The organism is Ruegeria sp. YTSC192 (assembly GCF_059609705.1).
Genome location: NZ_JBXWMG010000007.1, coordinates 178,730 through 200,875 on the forward strand (window position 1 = coordinate 178,730; position 22,146 = coordinate 200,875).

The window sequence follows — 22,146 nt, forward strand, 5'->3', positions numbered from 1 at the left end:
AGCAGTATCAAAAAATGCAAAAAAATGTCCTATCTAGATAACATCAGAACCTTTGTCCGGGTCTACGAATTGGGCAGCATGTCTGCCGCAGGCCGTGATCTGAGGGTTTCTCCGGCTGTCACCTCGGCGCGGATATCGCAACTGGAAGAGCATCTGGGCGTGCGGCTGTTTCAACGCACGACGCGCAGCCTTACACCGACCGAACAGGGGCAATCGTTTTACCGGGGGGCGGCCGAAATTCTTGTGGCCGTTGAAAATGCCGAGGCTCAGATCGTCAATATTACCGAGAATCTGAAAGGGTCTCTCTACGTTGCTGCGCCATTGGGCGTGGGTCGCAGGTTGATCGCGCCGCAGGTGCCGAAGTTTCTGGCCGAGTATCCTGAGGTCAATGTCAGGCTGAGGCTGACAGATCGCAAAGTCGATCTGACGACAGAAGGTCTGGATCTTGCGTTCTTCCTCGGGCAACCCGAGGACAGCAACCTGCGCATTCGCAAAATCGCCGATGTGGAAAGGGTTCTGTGCGCATCCCCGAAATACATCAAGAAACGTGGGATGCCTGCAAGTGGCGACGATTTGATCGCCGACAAACACGAATGCCTCAATCTGCGCTTTCCCGGCGCGACCGAGTTTCAATGGCTTCTCAGGACGCAGGCAGGGCCAAAGCGGTTCCGTGTCTCTGGTCGCTATGAATCGGACGATGGCGATGTATTGACCGATTGGGCGCTTGCGGGCCACGGGATCGCACTAAAGCCGATCTTCGAGATCGCGCAGCATCTCAAGGCCGGAAATCTGGTTCCGGTTGCAACAGAAACGCCGCCGGAACCTATTCAGATGGCATGTCTGTTCACCCACCGCCGCATGCAAGACCCCAAAACACGGCTTTTCATGGAGTTCATCATAGAGCGTATCGGATCTTCGGTCGCTGCTGCGAATTCCTAGGGCAGGGTACTCAGCTGCCGCGATAGGTTGAGTATCCAAAGGGGGAAAGAAGCAGAGGCACGTGGTAATGAGATTGTTCTGACATCCCGAACCGGATCGGGATCACATCCAGAAAGCGAGGGTCTTCAGGCGGGGTGCCCGATGCATCAAGGTACGCCCCGGCATGAAAGATCAGCTCGTATTCGCCCGTTGAGAACTCGGATTGCGGTAAAATCTGTTCGTCGGTTCTGCCGTCGTCATTTGTCACCAGTGCTTTCAGCAAGGTGCGGTCTGTGCCATTGATACGGTACAGCTCGATTTTCAGCCCTTCGGCGGGGCATCCCCGCGCGGTATCCAGGACATGTGTGGTAAGGTAACCGGTCATTTGTGCCACTCCTCAAGTTGCTTATCCCTTAGTCTGTTTTCCCCTCCGAGGGCAAAGCCAGACTATCCGAAGCTGCTTTTCGTATTTTTTGAAAAATTTCTTCGATTATCCAGAGTATTGAGGAACTCAAGAAGAAGGAAACAGATGTGAAGCCTTATCCAAGAGATATGACCGGCTATGGCAGCCAAATGCCCAAAGCCAACTGGCCCAATGGGGCCCGGATCGCGATTCAAATCGTGTTGAACTACGAAGAAGGTGGCGAAAACAACGTCTTGCACGGCGATGCCGCATCTGAGGCATTTCTGTCCGAGATCACCGGCGCGGCCCCCTGGCAGGGGCAACGTCACTGGAACATGGAATCGATTTACGAATACGGCAGCCGGGCCGGGTTCTGGCGTGTTCACCACCTTTTGCAGGACCTGCCCGTGACCGTTTATGGCGTGGCGACCGCCTTGGCGCGTGCCCCGGCGCAGGTTGCAGCAATGAAGCATGCAGGCTGGGAGATCGCGAGCCACGGGCTGAAGTGGATCGAACACAAGGATATGGACCCGCAAGACGAGCGCGCCCAGATCCGCGAAGCCATCCGTTTGCACACCGAAGTCACCGGCCAGCCTCCGCGCGGTTGGTATACTGGTCGGTGTTCGATGAATACGATCGATCTTGCCGCGCAAGAGGGTGACTTTGCCTATATCGCGGATAGCTATGCCGATGATCTGCCCTATTGGATCAAGGCAGGGGGCAAGGATCAACTGATCGTGCCTTATACTATGGATTGCAACGACATGCGTTTTGCGATTCAGGCCGGGTATACCAATGGTGCGCAGTTCGAAAGCTATCTGAAGGACAGTTTCGACATGCTCTATGCCGAGGGCACGGCGGGCATGCCGAAAATGCTGTCGATCGGGTTGCACTGCCGCTTGATTGGCCGTCCCGGTCGCGCCATGGCGCTGAAACGCGCGCTGGACTATTTCAGAAAACACGACGGCGTCTGGTTCGCGACGCGTGAGAAAATCGCCGATCACTGGGCAAAGGAGCACCCTCCGATGCAAGGCCTCACCCCGTCCGAAATGGACCAGCCCACCTTTGTGTCCGAATTTGGCGGCGTGTTCGAACACAGCCCATGGATTGCCGAAGGCGCGTTTGACCTTGAACTCGGACCGACCCATGACAATGCGGCTGGTGTTCACAACGTGCTTGCGCGTGTTTTCCGCACGGCCACGACCGAACAGCGCCTTGGCGTTCTGACCGCGCACCCCGATCTGGCAGGCAAGCTTGCCGCGGCAGGGCGGTTGACCAAGGAAAGCACGGCGGAACAGGCCGGGGCAGGTCTTGACATGCTGACCGATGAAGAGCGCGAGGCCTTCACCGTGTTGAATGAGGCCTACACGACCAAATTCGGCTTTCCTTTCATCATCGCCGTCAAGGACAACACGAAGGCCAGCATCCTGGAGGCCTTTCACCGTCGCATTGACAGTGATCGGGACACCGAGTTCGACGAAGCCTGCCGTCAGGTCGAACGGATCGCCGAGTTGCGCTTGATCGAGAAGTTCTCGGAATGACCATCGAGTTGAAGCTGCAGCCCCTGACCTCCGATGCCTTTGCACCGTTTGGAGATGTGATCCAAGCGGCGGGTGAGGTGGACAAGTACATCAATCAGGGCAAATGCGCTCGCTATCATGACCGCGCGGAGTTGGATTTCCAAAACGGCCGCGCCGGGATCAGCGTGTTCCAGTCCGAGGCTTTCAGCCTGCCGATCACGCTTGATATGATGGAGCGTCACCCTGAGGGCAGCCAGGCGTTTCTACCATTGTCCGAAAAGCCGTTCGTTGTGGTTGTGGCCTCCGATGAAAACGGAAAACCCGGGCATCCGATTGCGTTCATAACTGCGCCGGGGCAGGGGGTGAATTATCACCGCAACACCTGGCACGGGGTACTGACCCCGCTCCATGATCCGGGGCTTTTTGCGGTCGTGGACAGAATTGGCACCGGACCCAACCTGCAGGAGCATTGGTTCGAGGTGCCGTTCCTTATCGTCGAATAATAACGCGAAAAAATGCGAGGCGTATCGCGATTTCCCTGCGTATAGACATTGGCCGGGGCGTTACCCCAACCGTCGGCCAACCCATTTGTTTCAAACCGAGCGCGACTGGCAGCTCTGACCTATGCATCAGCGCCTGTTTCTGGCGTCAGAAATCGACCTCGACTGCGACCCCCTTCTGGACGGCAAGGTCCACAACAGATGCGGCCACCGCTAGATCTTGAAGGCCAACGCCCGTGCCGTCGAACACTGTGATCTGATCATCTGCCGAGCGGCCCTCATGCGTTCCATTGATGACCGCACCAAGCTGCGCGATGTCGCTTTGGCGGATCAGGCCTTCGGCCACGGCGTGCTGTGCTTCGCCGATTGTGACGGATTGCGCGACCTCGTCAGTGAAGACGCGCGCCTTGGCCAGCAGGGCGGATTCGACCTCTTGCTTGCCCTTGGTGTCTGTTCCCATGCAGGCCACATGCGTTCCGGGGCTGACATGGTGCGCCATCAGCGACGGCGCAAAGGCTGAAGTGATCGAGATGATCACATCCGCTTCGGTCATCCCGTCAAGTTCGACCGCCTCAAACGGGACACCTGCGTCAACAGCGACCTTCTCGATATTGGGCAGCATTTCCGGGTGATAGTTCCAGCCGATGACCTTTTCGAAGCTACGCTGTTCCAGTGCCGCGCGCAGTTGAAAACCGGCCTGATGGCCCGCCCCGATCATGCCGATCACCTTTGCGTCTGAGCGCGCTAGATGTTTGATCGACACGGACGAGGCTGCCGCCGTGCGCAGCGCCGTCAGCAGATTGCCTCCAACCATCGCCGAAGGTTTGCCAGTGTCGGGATCGAACAGGAAAACTGTGGACTGATGGTTGATCAAACCGCGTTTCTCAAGATTGTTCGGCCAGTAGCCACCGGCCTTCAGGCCCAAAGTCAGGCCGGCGCGGTCAAAACCACCCTTGAAGCCATACAGAGCGTCCTCATAGCCGATGGCCTCACGCACGACAGGGAAGTTATAGGCATCGCCTGCGGCCATTGCTGCAAAGACGCTTTCGACGGCATCAAAGGCCGCTTGGCGGGTCATCAATCCGGCGATCTCGCGCTCGGGTACGATCAACATGTCAATCTCCACTTGGAATTCGTTCGCCCTTGCACTTGTCCCGAAGGGAGAGGAGGCACACGGGCAAGGCTCAGGCTACTATCGAGCCGTATTTCTTTGATTGTCGGGCCTTAATAGGCGCGACCGCGGGCGGATACGGGCCAGACGGCCTCGACCTTGCCCTTGCGCACGCCGACATACCAATCATGCACATTGGCGGTCGGGTCGCAGTGACCGGGCACCAGCTTGAGCTTGTCGTTGACCTTGAGAACACCATCTGTATCCATCACAACGCCATGTTCGTCCGAACATTTGATGTACTCGACATCGTCACGTCCAAACACGACGGGCAAGCCGCTGTCCACCGATTGCGCCTTGAGGCCCGCATCGACAATTGCCTTGTCTGCCTTGGCGTGGCTCATGACGCTGGTCAGAATGAACAAGGCGTTCTCCCACTCTCCCCGGTCGATGCGATTACCGTCCTTGTCCAGAATGCGACCATAGTCGGCATCCATGAAGGCGTAGGACCCGCATTGAAGCTCATTATATACGCCCGAGTTAGACTCGAAGTAGTAAGAGCCGGTACCACCGCCGGAAACCAGCTCGCAATCGATGCCTTCCGCCTTAAGGCCGTCAACGGCGTCTTTGACCATCGCAATTGCGGTATCCAGCTTTTCCTTGCGCGCATCAAAGTTGTCGAGATGCTGCATCGCACCCTGATAGGCCTGAATGCCGGTGAATTTGAGGTTGTCGGCCGCCTCGACGGCTTTGGCGATTTCGATCACCTGAGGTGTCGTAGTCACGCCGCACCGTCCCGCGCCGCAGTCGATCTCGACGAAGACCTCAAGCTGAGTACCGTGATCGACGGCTGCACCGGAAAGATCTGCGATATTGTCAACATCGTCGACACATACAATGATGCGACTGCCGAGTTTTGGCAGGCTGGCCAGGCGGTCGATCTTGGCGGGGTCGCGCACCTGGTTCGACACCAACACATCCTTGATCCCACCACGCACAAAAACTTCGGCCTCCGAAACCTTCTGACAGCACACGCCCACTGCTCCGCCGATGCGTTCCTGAAGTTTCGCCACATCGACGGATTTGTGCATTTTGCCGTGGACGCGGTGGCGCATACCGTGGGCCTTGGCATAGTCACCCATCTTCTTGATATTGCGTTCCAGCGCATCGAGATCCAGCACGAGGCTGGGGGTCTGGATATCTGCTTCATCCATTCCGGGCTTGGCCGGAATGTCATAGCCTACTTCGAATGCATCGAGATTGGTCATATCTTTCATGTCCGTATTCCTGTGTCGGGATTGATGTCTGTTGCGACTGGGTCAGGTGTTCAGCCAGGGCAGCTTGTCCAGATCGACATTGCCACCGGTGATGATCAGGCCAACCCGCTTGCCTTTGAACGCGTCAGGGTTCTTGAGGATCGTGGCCAAAGGCACAGCCGAGGACGGCTCCATCACGATCCGCAGGTGTTTCCACGTCAGCTTCATCGCGTCGATGATCTCTTGTTCCGAGGCCGTGTAGATCTCGGAGACGTGGTTCGACACGAAGTGCCACGTGAGATCTTTCAGGGGGACCAACAGGCCGTCAGCGATGGTCTTCGGCGCGTCATCGGCAATGATGTGACCCGCTTTGAAACTGCGATAGGCGTCATCCGCCTGCTCGGGTTCCGCCGCAATGATTGCGGTTTCAGGCGCAAGGGTGGACAGGGTCAGGCAAGTGCCGGACACCATGCCGCCGCCGCCGATGGGGGCTACCACTGCGTCCAGACCATCGGTCTGTTCGATGAACTCACGTGAACAAGTCCCTTGTCCTGCGATCACCCGCGGATCGTTGTATGGATGGACAAAATCCCCGCGCGTGGCCGCCTGAACCTGGGCGAATGTCGCCTCGCGCGAGGTGGTCGAAGGCTCACACTCGGTGATTTTGCCTCCGTAGCGACGCACCGTGTCTTTCTTGGCCTGAGGTGCCGTGCGCGGCATGACAACGTTGCACGGAATGCCGCGCTTCATTGCGGCGTAGGACAAGCATGACGCGTGGTTGCCAGAGGAATGGGTGGCAACACCTTTATTCGCCTGTTCCTCGTCAAGGCCGAACACCGCGTTGGTGGCGCCGCGTACCTTGAAGGCACCCGGTTCCTGAAAGTTCTCGCATTTGAAGAACAGCTGGGCGCCCGTCAATTCATTCAGGTAATCCGAGGTCCGAACCGGGGTCCGGCGGATGTAAGGCTCGATCCGGGTATGCGCTTCGAGCATGTCCTCATAGGTCGGGATATACATGGAGAGGTCCTTCATCATGCAGCGTCCTTCTGAACGGCGGCTGGATGACCGCGATAGTAATCCTGCGCCGCAGCCACGCCCGAACCCAGTTGGATGTTCAAACCCAGATCGACCATGCACATTTCAGCCGTAGCGATCCCCGACAGGGCCATGACGTCGGTCAGGCTGCCCAGATGTCCGATCCGGAAGACCTTGCCCGCGACTTCGCCAAGGCCCACGCCAAAGGCGACACCATATTTCTCGGCCGCATGGGTGACGATATCGGTCGCGTTGAAACCATCCGGCGTGCGGATCGCGCTGACCGTGTCGGAATAGACCGCAGGGTTCGTGGCACAAAGCTCCAGCCCCCACGCGCCGACGGCGGCACGCACGCCTTCGGCGATGCGGGTATGGCGGGCAAAGACGTTCTCCAACCCTTCCGTCAGCAACATGTCACAGGCTTGGTTGAGGCCATTCATCAAGCCGACGGCAGGCGTGTAGGGATAGGCGTTGTTTGCGTAGCCCTTGGCCATGTCATGGACGTCAAAGAAAGTGCGGGGCAGGGTGCCGGTTTTGGTCGCGTCCATCGCCTTCTGGCTAAAGCCTGTGATCGCGAGGCCTGCGGGCAGCATGAACCCTTTTTGCGATCCGGTAACGGCCACATCGACGCCCCACTCATCAAAGCGGAAATCCATCGACGCGATGGACGAGACGCCATCAACGAACAGCAACGCGGGATGCCCTACCGCGTTCAGCGCCTTGCGCACAGCTGCGATATCCGACTTTACGCCGGTTGCCGTCTCATTGTGGGTGGCAAGAACCGCCTTGATTTCGTGGTTCGTGTCGGCGGTCAGGATCTCTTCGTATCGGTCAGTGGGCAGGCCCTGGCCCCAAGGAGTTTCGACGATCTCGACGTTCAGGCCGTGGCGCTGGCACATGTCAATCCAGCGATGGCTGAACATACCGTTGCGCGCGGCCAGAACCTTGTCTCCGGCGGATAGGGTATTGGTCAACGCTGTTTCCCAGCCGCCTGTCCCGGTCGAGGGAAAGATGAATACCTCGGCGCTGTCGCTTTTCAGAACTTTCCGAACACCCGCACGGGCAGGGTGCAGGATTTGCCCAAACAGCGGCGACCGGTGGTCGATCGTGGGCATGTCACAGGCCTTGCGCAGGCTTTCAGGGATATTGGTCGGGCCCGGAATGAAAACGGGGTTTTGAAAGCTCATGGATGGTCTCCTTCCGTCGTTGAGGTCACCATATGTGCAAGTCTTCTGTAGGAAAATTTTTTTGAAAACGTTTTTCAAAACACATGATGAGCAATTTAAATATTAATTGTCAGATACTTATATTTTTCATATGATGAATTAATATTTCGAATGGCTCTGAAGGTTCTTATGGTTTCTCAAAAAAATGGCGCTGGTTCCCTTCGAAAAGCCAGGGGAAGGCCGCGGGGTTGGGATGACAAAACGGCTCAGAACACGATCAAATCCCTCGACCGGGCGATGGAGGTTTTCGAGTATCTGAGCGAGGCGCAAGGCAAGTCGCTAACGATGTTGTCCGATGAAATGCAGCAGTCCCCGGCCACGGTCTACCGCATCCTTGTCACGCTTGAGGGCAGGGGGCTGGTCGAGTTTGATCCTGTCGAACAGATCTGGCATATCGGCCCCCGTGCCTTCGTCATCGGGGCGCGGTTCCTGAGGCGCACCAGCCTTGTGGACCGGGCAAGGCCGGTAATGCGCAAGCTGATGGAAGCCACGGGTGAGACCGCCAATCTGGGCATTCAGAAAGAAGGTTCCGTCCTCTTTCTAAGCCAGGTGGAAACGCATGCCAGCATTCGGGCCTTTTTTCCGCCCGGAACATTGTCGCCCATGCACGCATCAGGGATCGGGAAGGTCCTGCTGGCGCATATGGATGAGGACCGATTGGACAGGTTGCTGGCCTCGTTCGAATTGCAGGCATTCACGGACCGATCGATTACGACTGTAGAAAGCCTAAAGCACGATCTGAATTCTATCCGCGCGCGAGGCTTTTCGATCGACAATGAAGAAAAGAACGAAGGCATGCGCTGTATCGCGGCGCCGGTATTCGACGTGAACGGTGAAGCAGTAGCAGGGATTTCTGTTTCTGGACCAACCAGCCGGGTGCGCGAGGACGGGATCGAACAACTCAGCCGCCCCGTGATCGAGGCGGGCCGGGCGCTGACCCAGGCCATCGGAGGCACTGTGAACTGAGAGAGTTCTATCGCCGGTTGGCGGCAGATCCAAGGCGCAGAGGCATGTGTCGGTTCACATCCTTATAGAGCAGGTACCGGAACTTTCCCGGGCCGCCTGCATAGCAGGCCTGTGGGCAGAACGCGCGCAGCCACATGTAGTCTCCGGCCTCGACCTCGACCCAGTCATTGTTGAGCCGATACACCGCCTTTCCCTCAAGCACGTAAAGACCGTGTTCCATGACATGGGTTTCGAGGAACGGGATGACCGCACCGGGTTCGAACGTCACGACGGTCACATGCATGTCGTGGCGTAGGTCGCTCGGGTCGACAAAACGCGTTGTCGCCCATTTCCCATCAGTGCCGGGCATCGGCGTCGGCGCGATATCGTTTTCGTTCAGCACAAGAACATCCGGCGTGTCCAGCCCTTCAACGGCCTCATAGGCTTTGCGAATCCAATGAAATCGCAAGGTGTTTTCAGAGTGGTTGCGCAGGGTCCAGTCGCATCCGGGAGGAAGATAAGCATAGCCGCCAGGGGTCAGCTCATGGCGCGTTCCTTCAGCGATCAGTGTCGCGGTGCCTTCGACTACGAACAGCACGCCTTGGGCCTCGGGGTCGGTCTCGGGCCGGTCAGAACCTCCGCCCGGCTGCACCTCCATGATATATTGCGAGAATGTCTCGGCAAATCCTGTCAGTGGGCGCGAGATCACCCACAGGCGTGTATCGTCCCAGAACGGCAGGAAGCTTGTCACGATGTCCCGCATGGTGCCCTTGGGGATCACGGCATAAGCATCCGTAAACACGGCGCGGTCTGTCAGCAGTTGGTCTTGGCCGGGGTGTCCGCCATGGGGTGCGTAGTACTGCGTGCTCATGTGTGCTCCTGAAGAAAAGCCGTGCCCGTCTACATATGCTCTGGTTCCGGGGAGCGAACCAGCCAGAAGGAGGTGACAACTCTCTCTGCGAAAATTTGACAATCAGGGCAATTGTCTGTTGAATGCGAAGTCTAGTCTGGCGCTGAACAGTTGTCAGGTTGGACCGGAAAAAGGTAGCGTTCACAACGCGTTCGCGTAGCTTTTTATGTCCAGAGAAGCTTGTGCCATGCGATTTTCTCCAACTAAGTAACACATCGTTTTCTAGTAGCCGCACTTCAGAGTAGCGGGCGCCGATAAAGCTGATGTGACGCATAATGATGATTATGGTAAATTATTAACAAAGTTCTCTCGCCAAACGGGCATTGCTACGCCTTTGATCATCGAGCGCAGTGCATTTTATGTATCTGGTTGGGGCGCTGTCACCCAACGTCGCCTACGCGACGCCATTGATGGCGGCGAACTTGTCTGGGGCACGACGCGATAAAGGTGGCCGCTGACGCAGGCGTTTTTGCAAACCAAGCAGAAAAACGGGTTTCTGCCATTTGGGTTCGGTAAAGAACAATATCGGCCATCAGGCCCGGTTTTTCTTGAACAACCGGACCAAAACACAGCGGTTTTCTCTCAGATTTTCCGTATCATACGGTCCAGCCTCCATCGATGGCGAAGGTCTGTCCGGTGGTGAATGCGGCCTCGTCGCTGGCGAGATAGACGGCCAGAGCAGCAATCTCGTCTGCGTGGCCGATGCGGCCCATAGGTTGACGCGCGATGAAGTCTTTCATCGCCTGCTCATAGTCGCCAGTCGCGCGAAGGCGGTCGTGCAGGCTGGGGCTGTCGACGGTACCGGGGCAGATCGCGTTGCAACGGACACCTTGCGTGATGAAGTCGGCAGCGATGGACTTGGTCAGGCCAATCACGGCCGCTTTGGACGCACAATACGAGAAGCGGTTCGGCACGCCCTTGATCGACGAAGCGACCGAGGACATATTGATGATCGCGCCACCGCCCTGCTCCAACATGCCGGGTAGAACCAGCTTGGCCAGCCGGTACATCGCCTTGACGTTCAGATCAAAGCTGAAATCCCATTGATCATCGTCGCAATCCAGAATGGACCCGGCACCGACGAACCCGGCGCAGTTGAACAATACGTCCAAAGCGCCGGAGGTTGAGACGACCTCAGCCACGGCATCCGCATCGGTGACGTCCAGCTTCAGTGCGGTCACACCCTCGATCGCAGCCAGTTCCGTGACCGTTGCATCATTGATATCACAGGCGATAACCTGCGCGCCTTCGGCCACATATTTTTCGACACTGGCGCGACCAATACCCTGCCCTGCGGCCGTTACCAGTGCTTTCTTTCCGGCCAGACGGCCCTGTGATTTAGTCATGTCGTCCTCAATCCGTATGAAAAACTTCGGTCTTCATTGCCCATTGCGCGCCTTTGGCATAGCTGGGCAGCGGGCTTTGGCACGTGTCGGTGAAGGCCCACTTTTCCTGTGTTCCGAGGATTCGTGCCGTCCACCCGGAAATCCGCTACCCTGCCACGCTTTCAGCGCTCTCGGGATATTCGTGTCACTTGTCGTTTCGGGTTTAACCCGAAGCGACAAGTGAGCCGATTGGAGCAATTAGAGAACCTGTGCAAGATCAGCGATCAGATCTTCGGCGTCCTCAAGCCCAACGGAAAGACGGAAAACGCCGTCTCCAGCAAAGGCGCGATAGCTTTCCAGCTGTGGACCGCTAAGCCTGAAAGACGTTGTCATCAAAGCATCGGTCTCCATCCAGAAGATGAGGCTGCGGTGATGCCCAAGAGACACCGCATAGTGGATGATCTGCAATCTCTCGATCATCTTTTGCGCCAATTCCTCGCCCTTGGCTGCATCGCCAACCTGAAAGCTGATCATGCCTGATGTGTTTTTCATCTGGCGTTGGGCCAGATCGAACTGCGGGTGGGACGGAAGACCCGGATACACAACCTGCGTCACATCTGCGCGGGTTTCCAACCATTCGGCAACCGCCTGAGCGCCCGCTTGATGGGCGCGCATACGCAGTGGCAGCGTGGCCATTCCGCGCGCAATCAGCCAGGCATTGAACGGTGACATGATGCTACCGTGATGGATGGCAGCTTCGTTGCGAATTTTAGCAATCAATTCCCTGCTACCGGCAATTGCGCCCCCGACAGCATCGCCATGCCCCCCGATATATTTGGTCACGGAATGCATGATAAGATCGATGCCAAGTTCAACATGAGCCTGCCCCAGAGGTGAGGCGAAGGTTGCATCACAAGAAACAAGTGCCCCCGCTTGATGGGCAATCCGTGAGACCGCCGCCAGATCGGTCAACCGACCGATAGGGTTTACCGGGCTTTCGGTGTGAACCAGGCGGGTGTTCGCCCGGATCGCCGCGGACACGGCGGCCAAGTCGGACATATCGACAAGACTGACCTCGATCCCCAATCGCGGCAGGGTATCACGCGCAAGTTCTGCAACGCCCGCATACGAGACATCGGACATGACCACATGATCGCCTGCAGACAGAAAGGTTAAGAAGATCCCGGTTGCAGCGGCCATGCCCGAGGCAAGGCAAAGGCAATCTTCTGTGCCTTCAAGCGCACTGATCTTTGCTTCAAGCGTTCTTACATTGGGGTTGGACCAGCGCGCATAAAGATAGGGTGCCTCGTCTTCCAGATCATGGGCTGAAAACCCGGCCACCTGGTCTGTCACAAATGTCGAAGACATATGCAACGCCGGGGCCGACGCTCCAGTGGACGGATCGGGCTCTTCTCCGGCATGAATAGCTCTGGTCATCACCCCGTTGAGCATGTTGCGATTTTGCATTTTTCCCCATTTTCTGTCTGAGTTCATCAACTGTGAACTGATTTCCAACGGCTCAGCGCTTCTCTGAGCTTTTCACGTTCCTGCGCAGGCATAGAAACAGAATGAGCAGCGTCCGGGAACTGCCTTTCGTGAACGGCATCCCGAAATGCCCGGAGTGCGCGGTCACGTTCTTCGCGCAATTGGTTGCGAATGCTGAGCATGTCGCCAAACGCCTTCGCGTGACGCGGCGGGTTTTCAACGTCGCCGCCCAGATCTTCCATGAACAGGAATGTGACGTCACCAGCAGGGCCTGACCCGATTGAATGGGTGACAAGGCGGCTGTGTTTCTTGATCTCGGCCAGCGCCTCGCTGGCAACACATTCCACTTCTACAGCATAGGCCCCGGCATCTTCCAGCCTGCGGAAATCCTCAAACAGGCGCATCGCCTCTTCGGCGGTTTTTCCTATCGTGCGTAGACCCCCTACCAATGTCGATTTGCGCGGAACAAGTCCCAGATGTCCCTGAACGGCCATTCCCTGTTTCGACAGCATTTCAACGACATCAAGTCCACGGCAGGTGTAGATGGCATCACTCCCGGCTTCGCAGGCGCGGACAGCCTCGCGCAGGATTTCGTCATTGGTGACGTAGCTGGTCATCATCACAGCACTCACCGCAAAAGTATTGGGCGCACCAGCACGAACTGCATGAATGTCCTCGCTGACCATCGAGAACATGTCGATTCCCGCAGCTTCGGCTGCGGCGGCCTCCTCTGCATTGGTGGCAGTCGTCTGCGTCATCGGGATATTCTTGGCTTTACGCTCAACAATATCTGCAACAGTCAGGTTTCGCTGGGCGTATTCGCCGCCATATGTATAGATTTTCTTCATGGCACTTTACCTTACGTGCATTTCGCGTTTGCGGTTCCGTGTGCGTTTTGTCGCGTCTTCGGATCCGTCATGATAAGTCCCGAACCACTTGTCCCATGGCATTTCCGCGTTGCCGTAGTTGCATTCGTAGTAGCGGTGGTGCAGCTGGTGAAAAAACGCACCAATCAGCAAGGCCTGACGGTCACGCGCCCAGATCGCCTCATACCCGGAATGGGATGACGCGGCACCCAGCATCAGCCAATAGCCCAGAAACAGCATATGCACCGGGTTGCTGGGCAGGATCAGCACGATCAGGATGGCGCTGAGATAGCCGAAGGATTCAACCGGATGCATCGACATGCCCGACCATGGGCCGGTATTGACATTGCGGTGATGCACGGCGTGGACGTGCTTGTAGATGAATGGCTGGTGCAGAAAGAGATGCACGGCGTAGAAATGGAAGCTCTGCCAGATCGCCAAGATCGGAAACAGGGCAATGAACCAGATCGGATGGGCAGCAAAGCTGAGCGTGCCGATATAGTCATTGGCATACATCCAGCGCAAAAAGCACTCGAGTAGTGACAGGATTGGCGCACCGAAGACCAGAGAGTAGTACATATTGTCCCAGGTCTGGTAGCCGAATTTATACAGCGCGTTCTTGCGTTTCATGTAGGGGCGCGGGTCGTATTTCAGCAGCTTGCCTTGCCCATCGACCCCATAGAACCACATGTGCAGACCACCGGCGACGATCAGCAACAAGATCCAGTTGCGGACAAATACATGACAGATCCAGCCAAAGGACAGGCTTGCCTGATCCGGTCCAACCGGTTGCAGCACAAACGCCACCAGAAACGCCAAAGCCAGAAAGATTGACCGATCCGAGAATTGCAGCCAGTTCTGCCAGACCCATTTCGCCAACGCGCCAAATTTCGGCGGCCAGGCCCAATAGGGCGCATATTTGACCGGCAAGTCCGGGTGCCAGTGCCATTCCCGGCTCATCGGGCCGGGGTCTATAGGTTTGTCTTTGGCATCGGCATTGGTATCAGCGGTTGTCATGTCATTTCTCCTGTTTTTCGTGATCTGAAGGGGCCTCAGATCGCAACAGGGGGCGGCTCAAAAGGGTATTTTCGGCTTGCTTTCCGGGTGGCTCCGCACATGGGTTAAGCCTCTAGCGCAGTCAGATACAGGTCATGGAAGTAACGCATCGCATGTTCGGAAATGCCATGCTCGTCCGGGTCGGTGATATACCACCCTCGCTGATATCCACGTTGATGCATGCCGCGTTGGACGTTTTCACACAGGGCGCGATCTTCCTGGCTGACCACATTTACCGACCAGTCAGATCGCAGCTTGTGGCGGCGCATCATATCCGGGTCCGTCGGTTCGGCCGTGATCAGGGACAGTGTGCGACGCTGGGTCAAATCTGGCGTTACGGGATCAAATCGCGAGATATAAAAGCCACGCGTACCGGGGAATTGGCCAAATACCGTGTTCGGGAAAAGAAACCAGAAATTGCCCACGGTAACATCGTGTTCAAGGTCCAGAGGAAAGGCCTTGCTCTGGGTCTTTTGGGCCGTTGGGGCAATCTGATAGGTGTAGTTCTCAAACAGTTCGAACTTGCTGTTGGCGATATCCATCATGTCGTTGAAACTGTCATGGGCTGGCCCGCAATGGTGGCATTCCAGATAATTGTCCAACAACACTTTCCAGTTGGCCTCACATTCATAAGTGTGGCCCAATGCGGCGCCCTCTTCCAGCACGAGGTCCGGCAATTCAGGACAGGTCTCAAGAATTTGTGCCTCAAGCCCCGGAGCAAAATCGGCCAACCGAGCGGCTTCCGGGCTGAGATTTACAAACAAGAAACCAGCCAGCTGATCCACGCGCACTGATGACAGGCACACCTCAGAGCGGTCTGGCGTCTTGGTATTGGCCGCTTTCTTCAGACCACGCAGGTTCCCCTCAAGCCCGAAAGTCCATGCGTGATAGGGGCAGGTAATGACACGTTTGTTGCCTTCGCCTGTCACCAGCTGATGGCCGCGGTGCGGGCAAACATTGTAAAACGCGCGAATTTCATTGTCCTGACCGCGCACGATCAGAATATTCTGATCAAAGATCGACGTGGTGACAAAATCACCGGGGTTCGTCACCTGCGAGATATGGCCAGCGAACTGCCAGCTGTCAAAAAATATCCTTTCGCGTTCTACTCCCAGCACATCTTCGCTGATGTAGTATGTTGCGTCCGGTGTGCGCTGGCGGTCTGAACTTGCTTGCAGCATGGCGGGCGTCCTTGGATATTCGTGAAACAGGCGGCGATCTACTATCGGTTGACGCTGTTTATCATGCCCTTCCGGTTTCACTACTTTGCTGGTCGCGGCATCTGGGAATGTCGCATTCTGAACAGTATCGCAAAAGGCGGTCAGGCCTTTCGCACGTTCTTGTTCCAATCCTGCCGCGCGCTGACAAGGCCAGCAAAGGCCGTTGCGTGCCGCCCTCCCGGCTTATTCCACAGCCTTGAGGTCTAAGCCCTGCGGGATCACCTCGTAACCCGGCTCTTCGGGCTCATCGTCCAGCATCTCAGGCGGGAAGCCCGGTGCGCGGATGTCGAGACCGGTAGCCTCTTCCAGGCGTTTGATGATGTTGGGCGAATAGCAGCGTTCGCCGTAGCGCGAGATGCCATCGTCAAAGATTTCCACCAGCTTGGGAGAAATTTCCAGAGGGACATTGTGGCGGTCGGCCACCTGTTGAAACAAACCCGCATCCTTTTTCACCAGGTCCATGGTGAAAGAGATGTCGCGCGACCCGTTCAGGATCACCTGACTTTCGGTTTCGTGTACAAATGACGTGCCCGAGGAGATCTTCATCGCCTCATAGGTGGTGTTGAGGTCCATGCCTGCCGCCTTGGCGGTCACCAGTGCTTCGCAACAGGTCACAAGATTGGCGGTGGCCAGATAGTTGGTTACCACCTTCAGAACCGAAGCAGAACCCAACTCGCCAGTGTGCAGAATGCGGCGACCCATGGTTTTCAAGAACGGTGCAATTCGGTCAAAGGTTGCACGGTCACATCCCGCAAAGATCGAGATATTGCCGGTCGCGGCCCGGTGACAGCCACCCGAAACCGGACAATCCACCGCGGCACCGCCTGCGTCCATGACCATCGCGCCGAGGCGCTTGACCTCTTCCTCGTCGGTGGTCGACATCTCCATCCAGATTTTACCCTCTTTCACCTCGGGCAACATCTGTTGCATGACCGCATCCGAGGCCGCAGGAGATGGCAGACAGGTAATGACAGCGTCGCAATCGCGCATCAGCTGGGCCGGGCCTTCGGCTGCTTTGGCGCCGCGACTGACGAAATCCGCGACCAGATCGGCATCCAGATCGTGAACCGTAAGATCAGCACCATTGCGCAGTAAAGATCCCGACAGTTTGCCGCCGACATTCCCAAGACCGATAAATCCAACTTTCATTTGTGCGTTCCTCTGGCTCAAGCCGAAACCTTGATCGGCATTGGTGCAATTTGCCCAAACTTATGAGCATTGTTTGTGTCGTGTAAAACGAATAAAAATCGTAGTTATCAGCGAAAATTTTAGGTGCTAAGAATGCCGAACTCTCCTAACCTTATCTGGCTTCGGTCTTTCGAATGCGCAGCCCGGCACCTGAGCTTTACTGTCGCCGCGCAAGAGCTGGGCATCACGCAATCCGCGCTCAGCCTGCATGTGCGTTCGCTGGAGGCAGAGCTTGGCTGCCCCCTGTTCCTTCGCGCCGCGCGGCATCTCAGCCTGACAGAAATGGGTCAAGCTTATGCCTTCTCGGTCCGGCGGGCTTTGGGCGACATCGATCTATCGACAACCAGCCTTTTTGGAACCAGTCAGTCGCAAGAACTGGTGGTCAGAGTGCCGATTTCCACGGCGACCCTGTTTCTTGCGCACCGGCTGCCCGAATTCACCCGCAGCGATCCCAAATTCTCGATCAGGTTGGTTTCCAATATTTGGGCTGAATCCGCTGGCCGCGAACACGTCGATGTAGAACTGCGCCTGGGAAAGGGTGACTGGAACGATGCCCCCTTCGAGAGGGTTTCGGATGAGCGTATCGTTCCAATTGCGTCCAGCAGAAACGGAGAGGGGAAACTCTCGACCACGGAACTTCTGCTGGGACCTCACATCCAGATTTTGGGCTTTCAGGACTTGTGGCCAAAATATCTGTCGGCCTTTGACACTCAATATTCGCCCCCTCCGTCTTCAATCGCAGTGGATACGACCATCGCCGCTGTCGATATTGTGGCCTCTGGTGGAGGATATGCTGTGGTTCTGGAAAGGTTCGCGAAAACAGCTATTGAAACGGGCCGGGCCATATCAATTGTCGGTGGTGCAATTCCGATCCAACAAGGTCATTTTCTTGTCGGAGGACAGAAATCAAAGCCAAATGACGTTGCCAGAAAGCTATTTGAAATGTGGATCAAGAAGATATTTACCTGAACAAACTCCACGAGTTCTGCGGCAAAGCGGGCCTTTGGAATTGGGGCTTCTTGAACAATCGCCATTTTCTTTGAAAAGCGACCTCTTACAACAGTAGCGAGCAGGGACAGCGGATCGAAGGTATGTTCATTTCCGGTGAAGATAGAAAAGATTGCTGCAACCAAATGAATGGCGCCGGAATTTAAGCGCTTCTTCAATGCTGACCCTATTTCTTTCAGCTGCCCGGATGTTCAGTATCGACTGGTCAATGAGACCGTATGCTGTCTTAAAAAGCTGAGCAGCTTCCGAGGGTTGCTTGCCCGTTTTTCAACTTCGTCTCTTGCAACAGGGTCACCAACGATAGGGCGCTGAGGTTTGTCCAAGGCGTGCCGCACTTCGTATAGAAGTAGCCCTTGGCGCAGGGTGGCAGAGATGTTGCTTGCGATTTGATAGGCGCGGCTGTTGCTTCCGGGAAAGCGGATCGGGACAACTGTGGCCCCAGAGCGCTGAATCAACTTGGCTGTAAAGGGATTCCATTCGCGTTCGACCGCAGGCCCCCACCAACTGTCCGACGAGGCAACAACCCCCGATGGGAACAATGCAATCAACCCTCCGCTGGCAAGATGCTCCATAGCTTTTCGGCGCATCTCAAGGCTCTTTTCAAGTGCGTCGGGTTCATGATCGAAGGGCACCGGTATCATGAACTGGTCGATTTCAACGACACCAGTCAGCAGCGACCTTGTTAAAATTTTATAGTCGGTACGAACCCGACCAATCAGCTCTGCCAGGATCATGCCATCGACAAGCCCATGCGGATGGTTGGCGACCACCACCACGGGCCCCCTGCGTGGGATATGGCGTATTTCTTCGTCGGGTGTCTGCAGCGCAATGCCCATCACCTTGAGGGCCTGTCCCCAGAACGGTTGCCCGGAGGGAACGCCCATTGCCTCGAATTTGCGGATGCGACGCAACAAATGGAATTTGCTTGTGACAAGTTCGATCGCTTGGATCGTTCGTCGCTGAACCGGGTTGCTGAATGTGGAGGCGTAAGACAAACGGCGCCGGTCATAGGGCTGTTCGCTCAGGTTTTTTCCGTCGCTTTGGCCAAGCAACAGCCGAGTCTGTTTTTTCGGGCGCGCAGTGCCGGGTCTTTTGAAGGTCTGAGACACCCTGCCCCTCACCGATGGATGAAAACGGAACAAGGCGCACGGCGCGAAATACGCGATGCTGTCGAGCCCAGAAAATAATCACGAACACCCGGTTTGTGAGATCCGACAATTACCAGATCAACATGGTTGTCGCGTGCATATTCCGCCACCTTCAGACCCGGCTTGCCAGTGACAACTTCGGTCGAAATATCACCTGCGCCACCAGCAAGACGATCCAGTTCGTCCTTGATACGCGACGTAAGGTGGTTTTCGGGTTTGGATTCCACAAACTCGGCGACAAAACCGGGTATGTCTTCCAGCACTGTCAGCAACGTTATCTTGCCGCCTTCAGCAAGCAGACGCCGCCCAGTGGCGATTTTCTTGGCGACAACGCCTTCGTGGTCCAGTGCAACCGGGATCAGAACGTGCGTGTACATAGTCAGTTCCTTTGTCGTTTCAGGTGGTGGTTGAAGCGTCCATCAGGTCAGTCGACATACTGACCAGCAACGCAGAAAAGGCGGTCTCGGCAACTTTTGGCGGGCTCAGACATCTGCACGCGCTAGGTCACGAGCCAGATCAAGATATTGGCGGGGAACAGCTATGCCATGGGATTGCGCGCGGGTGATCGACTTTGCGCGCCGATCCCCCGGAAGCCTTGCGCCTTCAAGACTTTCAATGACGTTCAGAACCGTATCGAGGCGGTCCGTAAAAGAGTCCAGATTGTCTGGCCTCATGGCAATCAGGAATTGACCAGAGCCCGGAGCAGGACCATCCGCGTCAAAAAACGAGGCCACGCCCAGGCTTGGGTTTGCGCCGGTGAAAACTGCGGCAAAAACCTCGACCATCAAGGCAAGTACGGTTCCCTTTGCCCCTCCGGCTGGTGCCATGGAACCAGCCAGCGCGGCTGCCGGGTCGGTGGTGGGCTTGCCGTCTTTGTCAAAGGCCCAGCCCGGTGGGATGGGCTGGCCTGTCTTTTTGGCATGCATGACCTTGCCACGTGCAACATGCGACAGCGCCAAATCAATCACCAGTGGCGGTGCATCGTGTCGCGGGGTTGCAAAGGCGATGGGGTTGGTGCCAAAAACCGGGCTCGCGGCACCCCAGGGGGCGATTGCCGGCGGGGCATTGGCAAACATCAGCCCTACAAGACCCGCAGCTGCGAGTTTTTCGACCTGCACCGACAGTGCCCCCGCATGATGTGAGTTTTTGATCGACATCGTTGCTGTGCCGTATGAACGCGCCACGCTTATGCCTTGTGAAATGGCATGATCCAGCGCCGGGTATGCAAAACCGAAATCGGCGTCGGTCAAAACAGCGGTTTGACTGGTCAGCCGCGACGCAATGTGTGCGTTCCGGTTTATCTTGCCGCTGCGCACCTGCGCGACATAGTCCCCAAGGCGCGAAAACCCGTGACCCGTCTGACCTTCGGCTTCGGCCGCAACCAGCGCATTGGCGACGGATTCAGAGTGTTCCTTTGAAACCCCCTCAGCCATCAATGCCCCTGAAATCAGAGTTTTTGCCTCGGAAAGGCTGATGTTTTCCATATGTGCCATGGTTTTGTCTTTAGGTGGGACGGCGCCTTTGCGCCGCCCCTGCCCGACTTAGGCGCTGCGATAGAGCTTGGTCATCGAGAACTCGCGATGGCCAAGAGCTTCGGCGGCTGTGTTGCGGCCATTGGCCGTGCGGCGGATCATTTCGATCAAGGCATCGCCTGCTTCGTCAATGGTCTGTTCCCGGCGCAGGATACCCGACACGTCAACGTCTACGTGCTCTCCCATCGTGCGCACGGTCCGGGGGTTCGCGGTGATCTTGACAACCGGAACAATCGGGTTGCCCACCACATTGCCCTGACCCGTGGGGAAGGTGTGGATAACGGCGCCACCGGCCGCCATCAGGGTCACACACTCCGCCGCAGCCGAGGAGCTGTCCATGAAGTAAAGCCCCGCGCCCGCGCTTGGCGCTTCGGCGGCATCGAGGATGTCGATATATTGCGAGGTCCGACCGATTTTTTCGAGGTTGCCCAGGGCTTTTTCCTCGATCGTGGTCAGGCCGCCTTCGATGTTGCCTTTGGTCGGCTGGGAATCCGACAGGTCGTCGGTCTGGTGCGCAAAGATCACGTCGTCCTGATAGGCTTTCCACATCTTGTACCAGCGCTCGCCAACTTCTTCGTTGATCGCGCGCTTCTGGCAGATGTGTTCAGCGCCAGTAATTTCCGAGGTCTCGCCGAAAAAGCCTGTGATGCCTTCGGGCAGCAGCTTGTCGTACATGTTACCAACTGTCGGGCAGGACCCCAGACCGGTGGTTGTGTCGGACTCACCGCATTTGGTTGAGATCCACAGCTCGTTCAACGCACATTCTTCGCGCTGGTATTCCGAGGTCAGATGTACGAATTCCTTGGCGGCCCAGCTGGCCTGACGGATGGTTTCAAAGTCACCCTTCTGCTCGATCGAGAATTCGGCGACCGGTTTGCCGGTTTCGCGAATGCCGTCCGCAATCCGTTTGGTCCAACCCGGCTCAATACCGATCACGACAACGGCGGCCACATTCGGGTTTGCCCCGGTGCCAATCATGGTGCGGAAATGCAGGTCCAGATCCGCGCCAAACTGCAAGCGACCATAGGCATGCGGGATGGCCAGCGTGCCTTTGACGTTGTTGGCAACGGCCTCACAGGCCGCGTTCGAGATATCGTCGACCGGCAGGATAACCACATGGTTTCGAACACCTACACGGCCATTTTCGCGGCGGTAAGCATGCACGGACATATTTTTGAAATCGAGTGCCATGAGACGGACTCCTTACCAGCGCTTCGTTTTGCAATTGTGAGTGTGGACGTGGGCACCCTTGGGGATATCGGCGATGATCTTGCCGATGTCTTCGCCGTATTTGATCGCGGTATCGCCGTCCTTGAAGTCTTTCAGCGCGATCTTGTGGCCGATTGGCACATCAGCGCCAGATGTCAGGCGAAAGGTCGAATTGTCGTGGGTTACACAGACCAGCATATCAGTGCCGGCTGTCAGGCCCTCGACCACGACAACACCGACATTGTCGGCATGTTCGTGGACAAGCAGGTGGGGGATTTCAGCCAT

22 protein-coding genes are annotated in these 22,146 nt (G+C 56.6%); 5 read left to right on the forward strand and 17 right to left on the reverse strand.

The window, feature by feature from the left end; all coding sequences use genetic code 11:
- Positions 1–24: 24 nt before the first annotated feature.
- Positions 25–939: a LysR family transcriptional regulator gene (locus AC2FD8_RS12215; protein ID WP_496856469.1), complete on the forward strand. Its 915-nt coding sequence runs from the start codon at positions 25–27 to the stop codon at positions 937–939.
- Positions 940–949: 10 nt separating this feature from the next.
- Here AC2FD8_RS12215 and uraH read toward each other — a convergent pair whose 3' ends face one another.
- Positions 950–1,303 (reverse strand): hydroxyisourate hydrolase, encoded by a 354-nt coding sequence (gene uraH, locus AC2FD8_RS12220; RefSeq protein ID WP_496856471.1) that lies wholly within the window; start codon positions 1,301–1,303, stop codon positions 950–952.
- Positions 1,304–1,449: 146 nt separating this feature from the next.
- On the opposite strand from uraH, the gene puuE reads away from it, so the two are divergent.
- Together puuE and AC2FD8_RS12230 are read left to right on the forward strand one after the other, a co-directional pair.
- On the forward strand, positions 1,450–2,862 hold the full coding sequence (gene puuE / locus AC2FD8_RS12225; protein WP_496856473.1) for an allantoinase PuuE: 1,413 nt from the start codon (positions 1,450–1,452) through the stop codon (positions 2,860–2,862).
- Positions 2,859–3,344 (forward strand): ureidoglycolate lyase, encoded by a 486-nt coding sequence (locus AC2FD8_RS12230; RefSeq protein ID WP_496856475.1) that lies wholly within the window; start codon positions 2,859–2,861, stop codon positions 3,342–3,344. Before puuE ends, AC2FD8_RS12230 begins: the two co-directional genes overlap by 4 nt.
- 145 nt (positions 3,345–3,489) lie before the next feature.
- Here AC2FD8_RS12230 and bhcD read toward each other — a convergent pair whose 3' ends face one another.
- The 4 genes from bhcD to bhcA form a co-directional block, all read right to left on the reverse strand.
- The gene (gene bhcD / locus AC2FD8_RS12235) at positions 3,490–4,455 is read right to left on the reverse strand and encodes an iminosuccinate reductase BhcD (RefSeq protein ID WP_496856476.1); all 966 of its coding nucleotides are present in this window, start codon (positions 4,453–4,455) and stop codon (positions 3,490–3,492) included.
- Between the two features lie 110 nt (positions 4,456–4,565).
- A complete protein-coding gene (gene bhcC / locus AC2FD8_RS12240) occupies positions 4,566–5,729 on the reverse strand; it encodes a 3-hydroxy-D-aspartate aldolase BhcC (RefSeq protein WP_496856478.1) in 1,164 nt (387 codons plus the stop codon).
- Positions 5,730–5,771: 42 nt separating this feature from the next.
- Positions 5,772–6,740 (reverse strand): beta-hydroxyaspartate dehydratase BhcB, encoded by a 969-nt coding sequence (gene bhcB, locus AC2FD8_RS12245; protein WP_496856544.1) that lies wholly within the window; start codon positions 6,738–6,740, stop codon positions 5,772–5,774.
- Entirely contained in the window at positions 6,740–7,930 is a 1,191-nt protein-coding gene (gene bhcA, locus AC2FD8_RS12250; RefSeq protein WP_496856480.1) for an L-aspartate--glyoxylate aminotransferase BhcA, read from the reverse strand. The genes bhcB and bhcA overlap by 1 nt, the downstream gene beginning before the upstream one ends.
- A 168-nt stretch (positions 7,931–8,098) precedes the next feature.
- Between bhcA and bhcR the strand changes: the two genes are divergently transcribed.
- On the forward strand, positions 8,099–8,935 hold the full coding sequence (gene bhcR, locus AC2FD8_RS12255) for an HTH-type transcriptional regulator BhcR (RefSeq protein WP_496856482.1): 837 nt from the start codon (positions 8,099–8,101) through the stop codon (positions 8,933–8,935).
- 7 nt (positions 8,936–8,942) lie between these two features.
- Here the strand turns inward: bhcR and AC2FD8_RS12260 are convergent, their stop codons facing one another.
- From AC2FD8_RS12260 to AC2FD8_RS12290, 7 genes are all read right to left on the reverse strand, one after another.
- Positions 8,943–9,785 (reverse strand): bifunctional allantoicase/(S)-ureidoglycine aminohydrolase, encoded by an 843-nt coding sequence (locus AC2FD8_RS12260; protein ID WP_496856484.1) that lies wholly within the window; start codon positions 9,783–9,785, stop codon positions 8,943–8,945.
- Positions 9,786–10,420: 635 nt separating this feature from the next.
- Positions 10,421–11,170: an SDR family oxidoreductase gene (locus AC2FD8_RS12265; protein ID WP_496856486.1), complete on the reverse strand. Its 750-nt coding sequence runs from the start codon at positions 11,168–11,170 to the stop codon at positions 10,421–10,423.
- 237 nt (positions 11,171–11,407) lie between these two features.
- Entirely contained in the window at positions 11,408–12,586 is a 1,179-nt protein-coding gene (locus AC2FD8_RS12270; RefSeq protein ID WP_496856488.1) for a trans-sulfuration enzyme family protein, read from the reverse strand.
- 56 nt (positions 12,587–12,642) lie between these two features.
- Entirely contained in the window at positions 12,643–13,482 is an 840-nt protein-coding gene (locus tag AC2FD8_RS12275; RefSeq protein WP_496856490.1) for a 3-methyl-2-oxobutanoate hydroxymethyltransferase, read from the reverse strand.
- A 6-nt stretch (positions 13,483–13,488) separates the two neighbouring features.
- Entirely contained in the window at positions 13,489–14,517 is a 1,029-nt protein-coding gene (locus AC2FD8_RS12280; RefSeq protein WP_496856492.1) for a sterol desaturase family protein, read from the reverse strand.
- A gap of 104 nt (positions 14,518–14,621) precedes the next feature.
- Positions 14,622–15,737 (reverse strand): aromatic ring-hydroxylating oxygenase subunit alpha, encoded by a 1,116-nt coding sequence (locus tag AC2FD8_RS12285; RefSeq protein ID WP_496856494.1) that lies wholly within the window; start codon positions 15,735–15,737, stop codon positions 14,622–14,624.
- 222 nt (positions 15,738–15,959) lie between these two features.
- Positions 15,960–16,925 carry an NAD(P)-dependent oxidoreductase gene (locus AC2FD8_RS12290; protein ID WP_496856496.1) on the reverse strand — a complete coding sequence of 322 codons (966 nt, stop codon included), beginning with the start codon at positions 16,923–16,925 and terminating at the stop codon, positions 15,960–15,962.
- Between the two features lie 132 nt (positions 16,926–17,057).
- Here AC2FD8_RS12290 and AC2FD8_RS12295 point away from each other — a divergent pair, with 132 nt between their 5' ends.
- Complete coding sequence (locus tag AC2FD8_RS12295) at positions 17,058–17,933, forward strand: LysR family transcriptional regulator (protein WP_496856498.1); 876 nt, start codon at positions 17,058–17,060, stop codon at positions 17,931–17,933.
- Positions 17,934–18,163: 230 nt separating this feature from the next.
- On the opposite strand, the gene AC2FD8_RS12300 is transcribed toward AC2FD8_RS12295, so the two are convergent.
- From AC2FD8_RS12300 to AC2FD8_RS12320, 5 genes are all read right to left on the reverse strand, one after another.
- Positions 18,164–19,027: a lysophospholipid acyltransferase family protein gene (locus tag AC2FD8_RS12300; RefSeq protein ID WP_496856546.1), complete on the reverse strand. Its 864-nt coding sequence runs from the start codon at positions 19,025–19,027 to the stop codon at positions 18,164–18,166.
- 62 nt (positions 19,028–19,089) lie between these two features.
- Positions 19,090–19,497: a universal stress protein gene (locus AC2FD8_RS12305; RefSeq protein WP_496856500.1), complete on the reverse strand. Its 408-nt coding sequence runs from the start codon at positions 19,495–19,497 to the stop codon at positions 19,090–19,092.
- A gap of 105 nt (positions 19,498–19,602) precedes the next feature.
- Positions 19,603–20,613 carry an Ldh family oxidoreductase gene (locus AC2FD8_RS12310; RefSeq protein ID WP_496874304.1) on the reverse strand — a complete coding sequence of 337 codons (1,011 nt, stop codon included), beginning with the start codon at positions 20,611–20,613 and terminating at the stop codon, positions 19,603–19,605.
- Between the two features lie 48 nt (positions 20,614–20,661).
- Entirely contained in the window at positions 20,662–21,843 is a 1,182-nt protein-coding gene (locus AC2FD8_RS12315; protein WP_496856503.1) for a UxaA family hydrolase, read from the reverse strand.
- A gap of 12 nt (positions 21,844–21,855) precedes the next feature.
- Positions 21,856–22,146, reverse strand: a complete 291-nt coding sequence (locus AC2FD8_RS12320) for a UxaA family hydrolase (protein WP_353338535.1) — start codon at positions 22,144–22,146, stop codon at positions 21,856–21,858.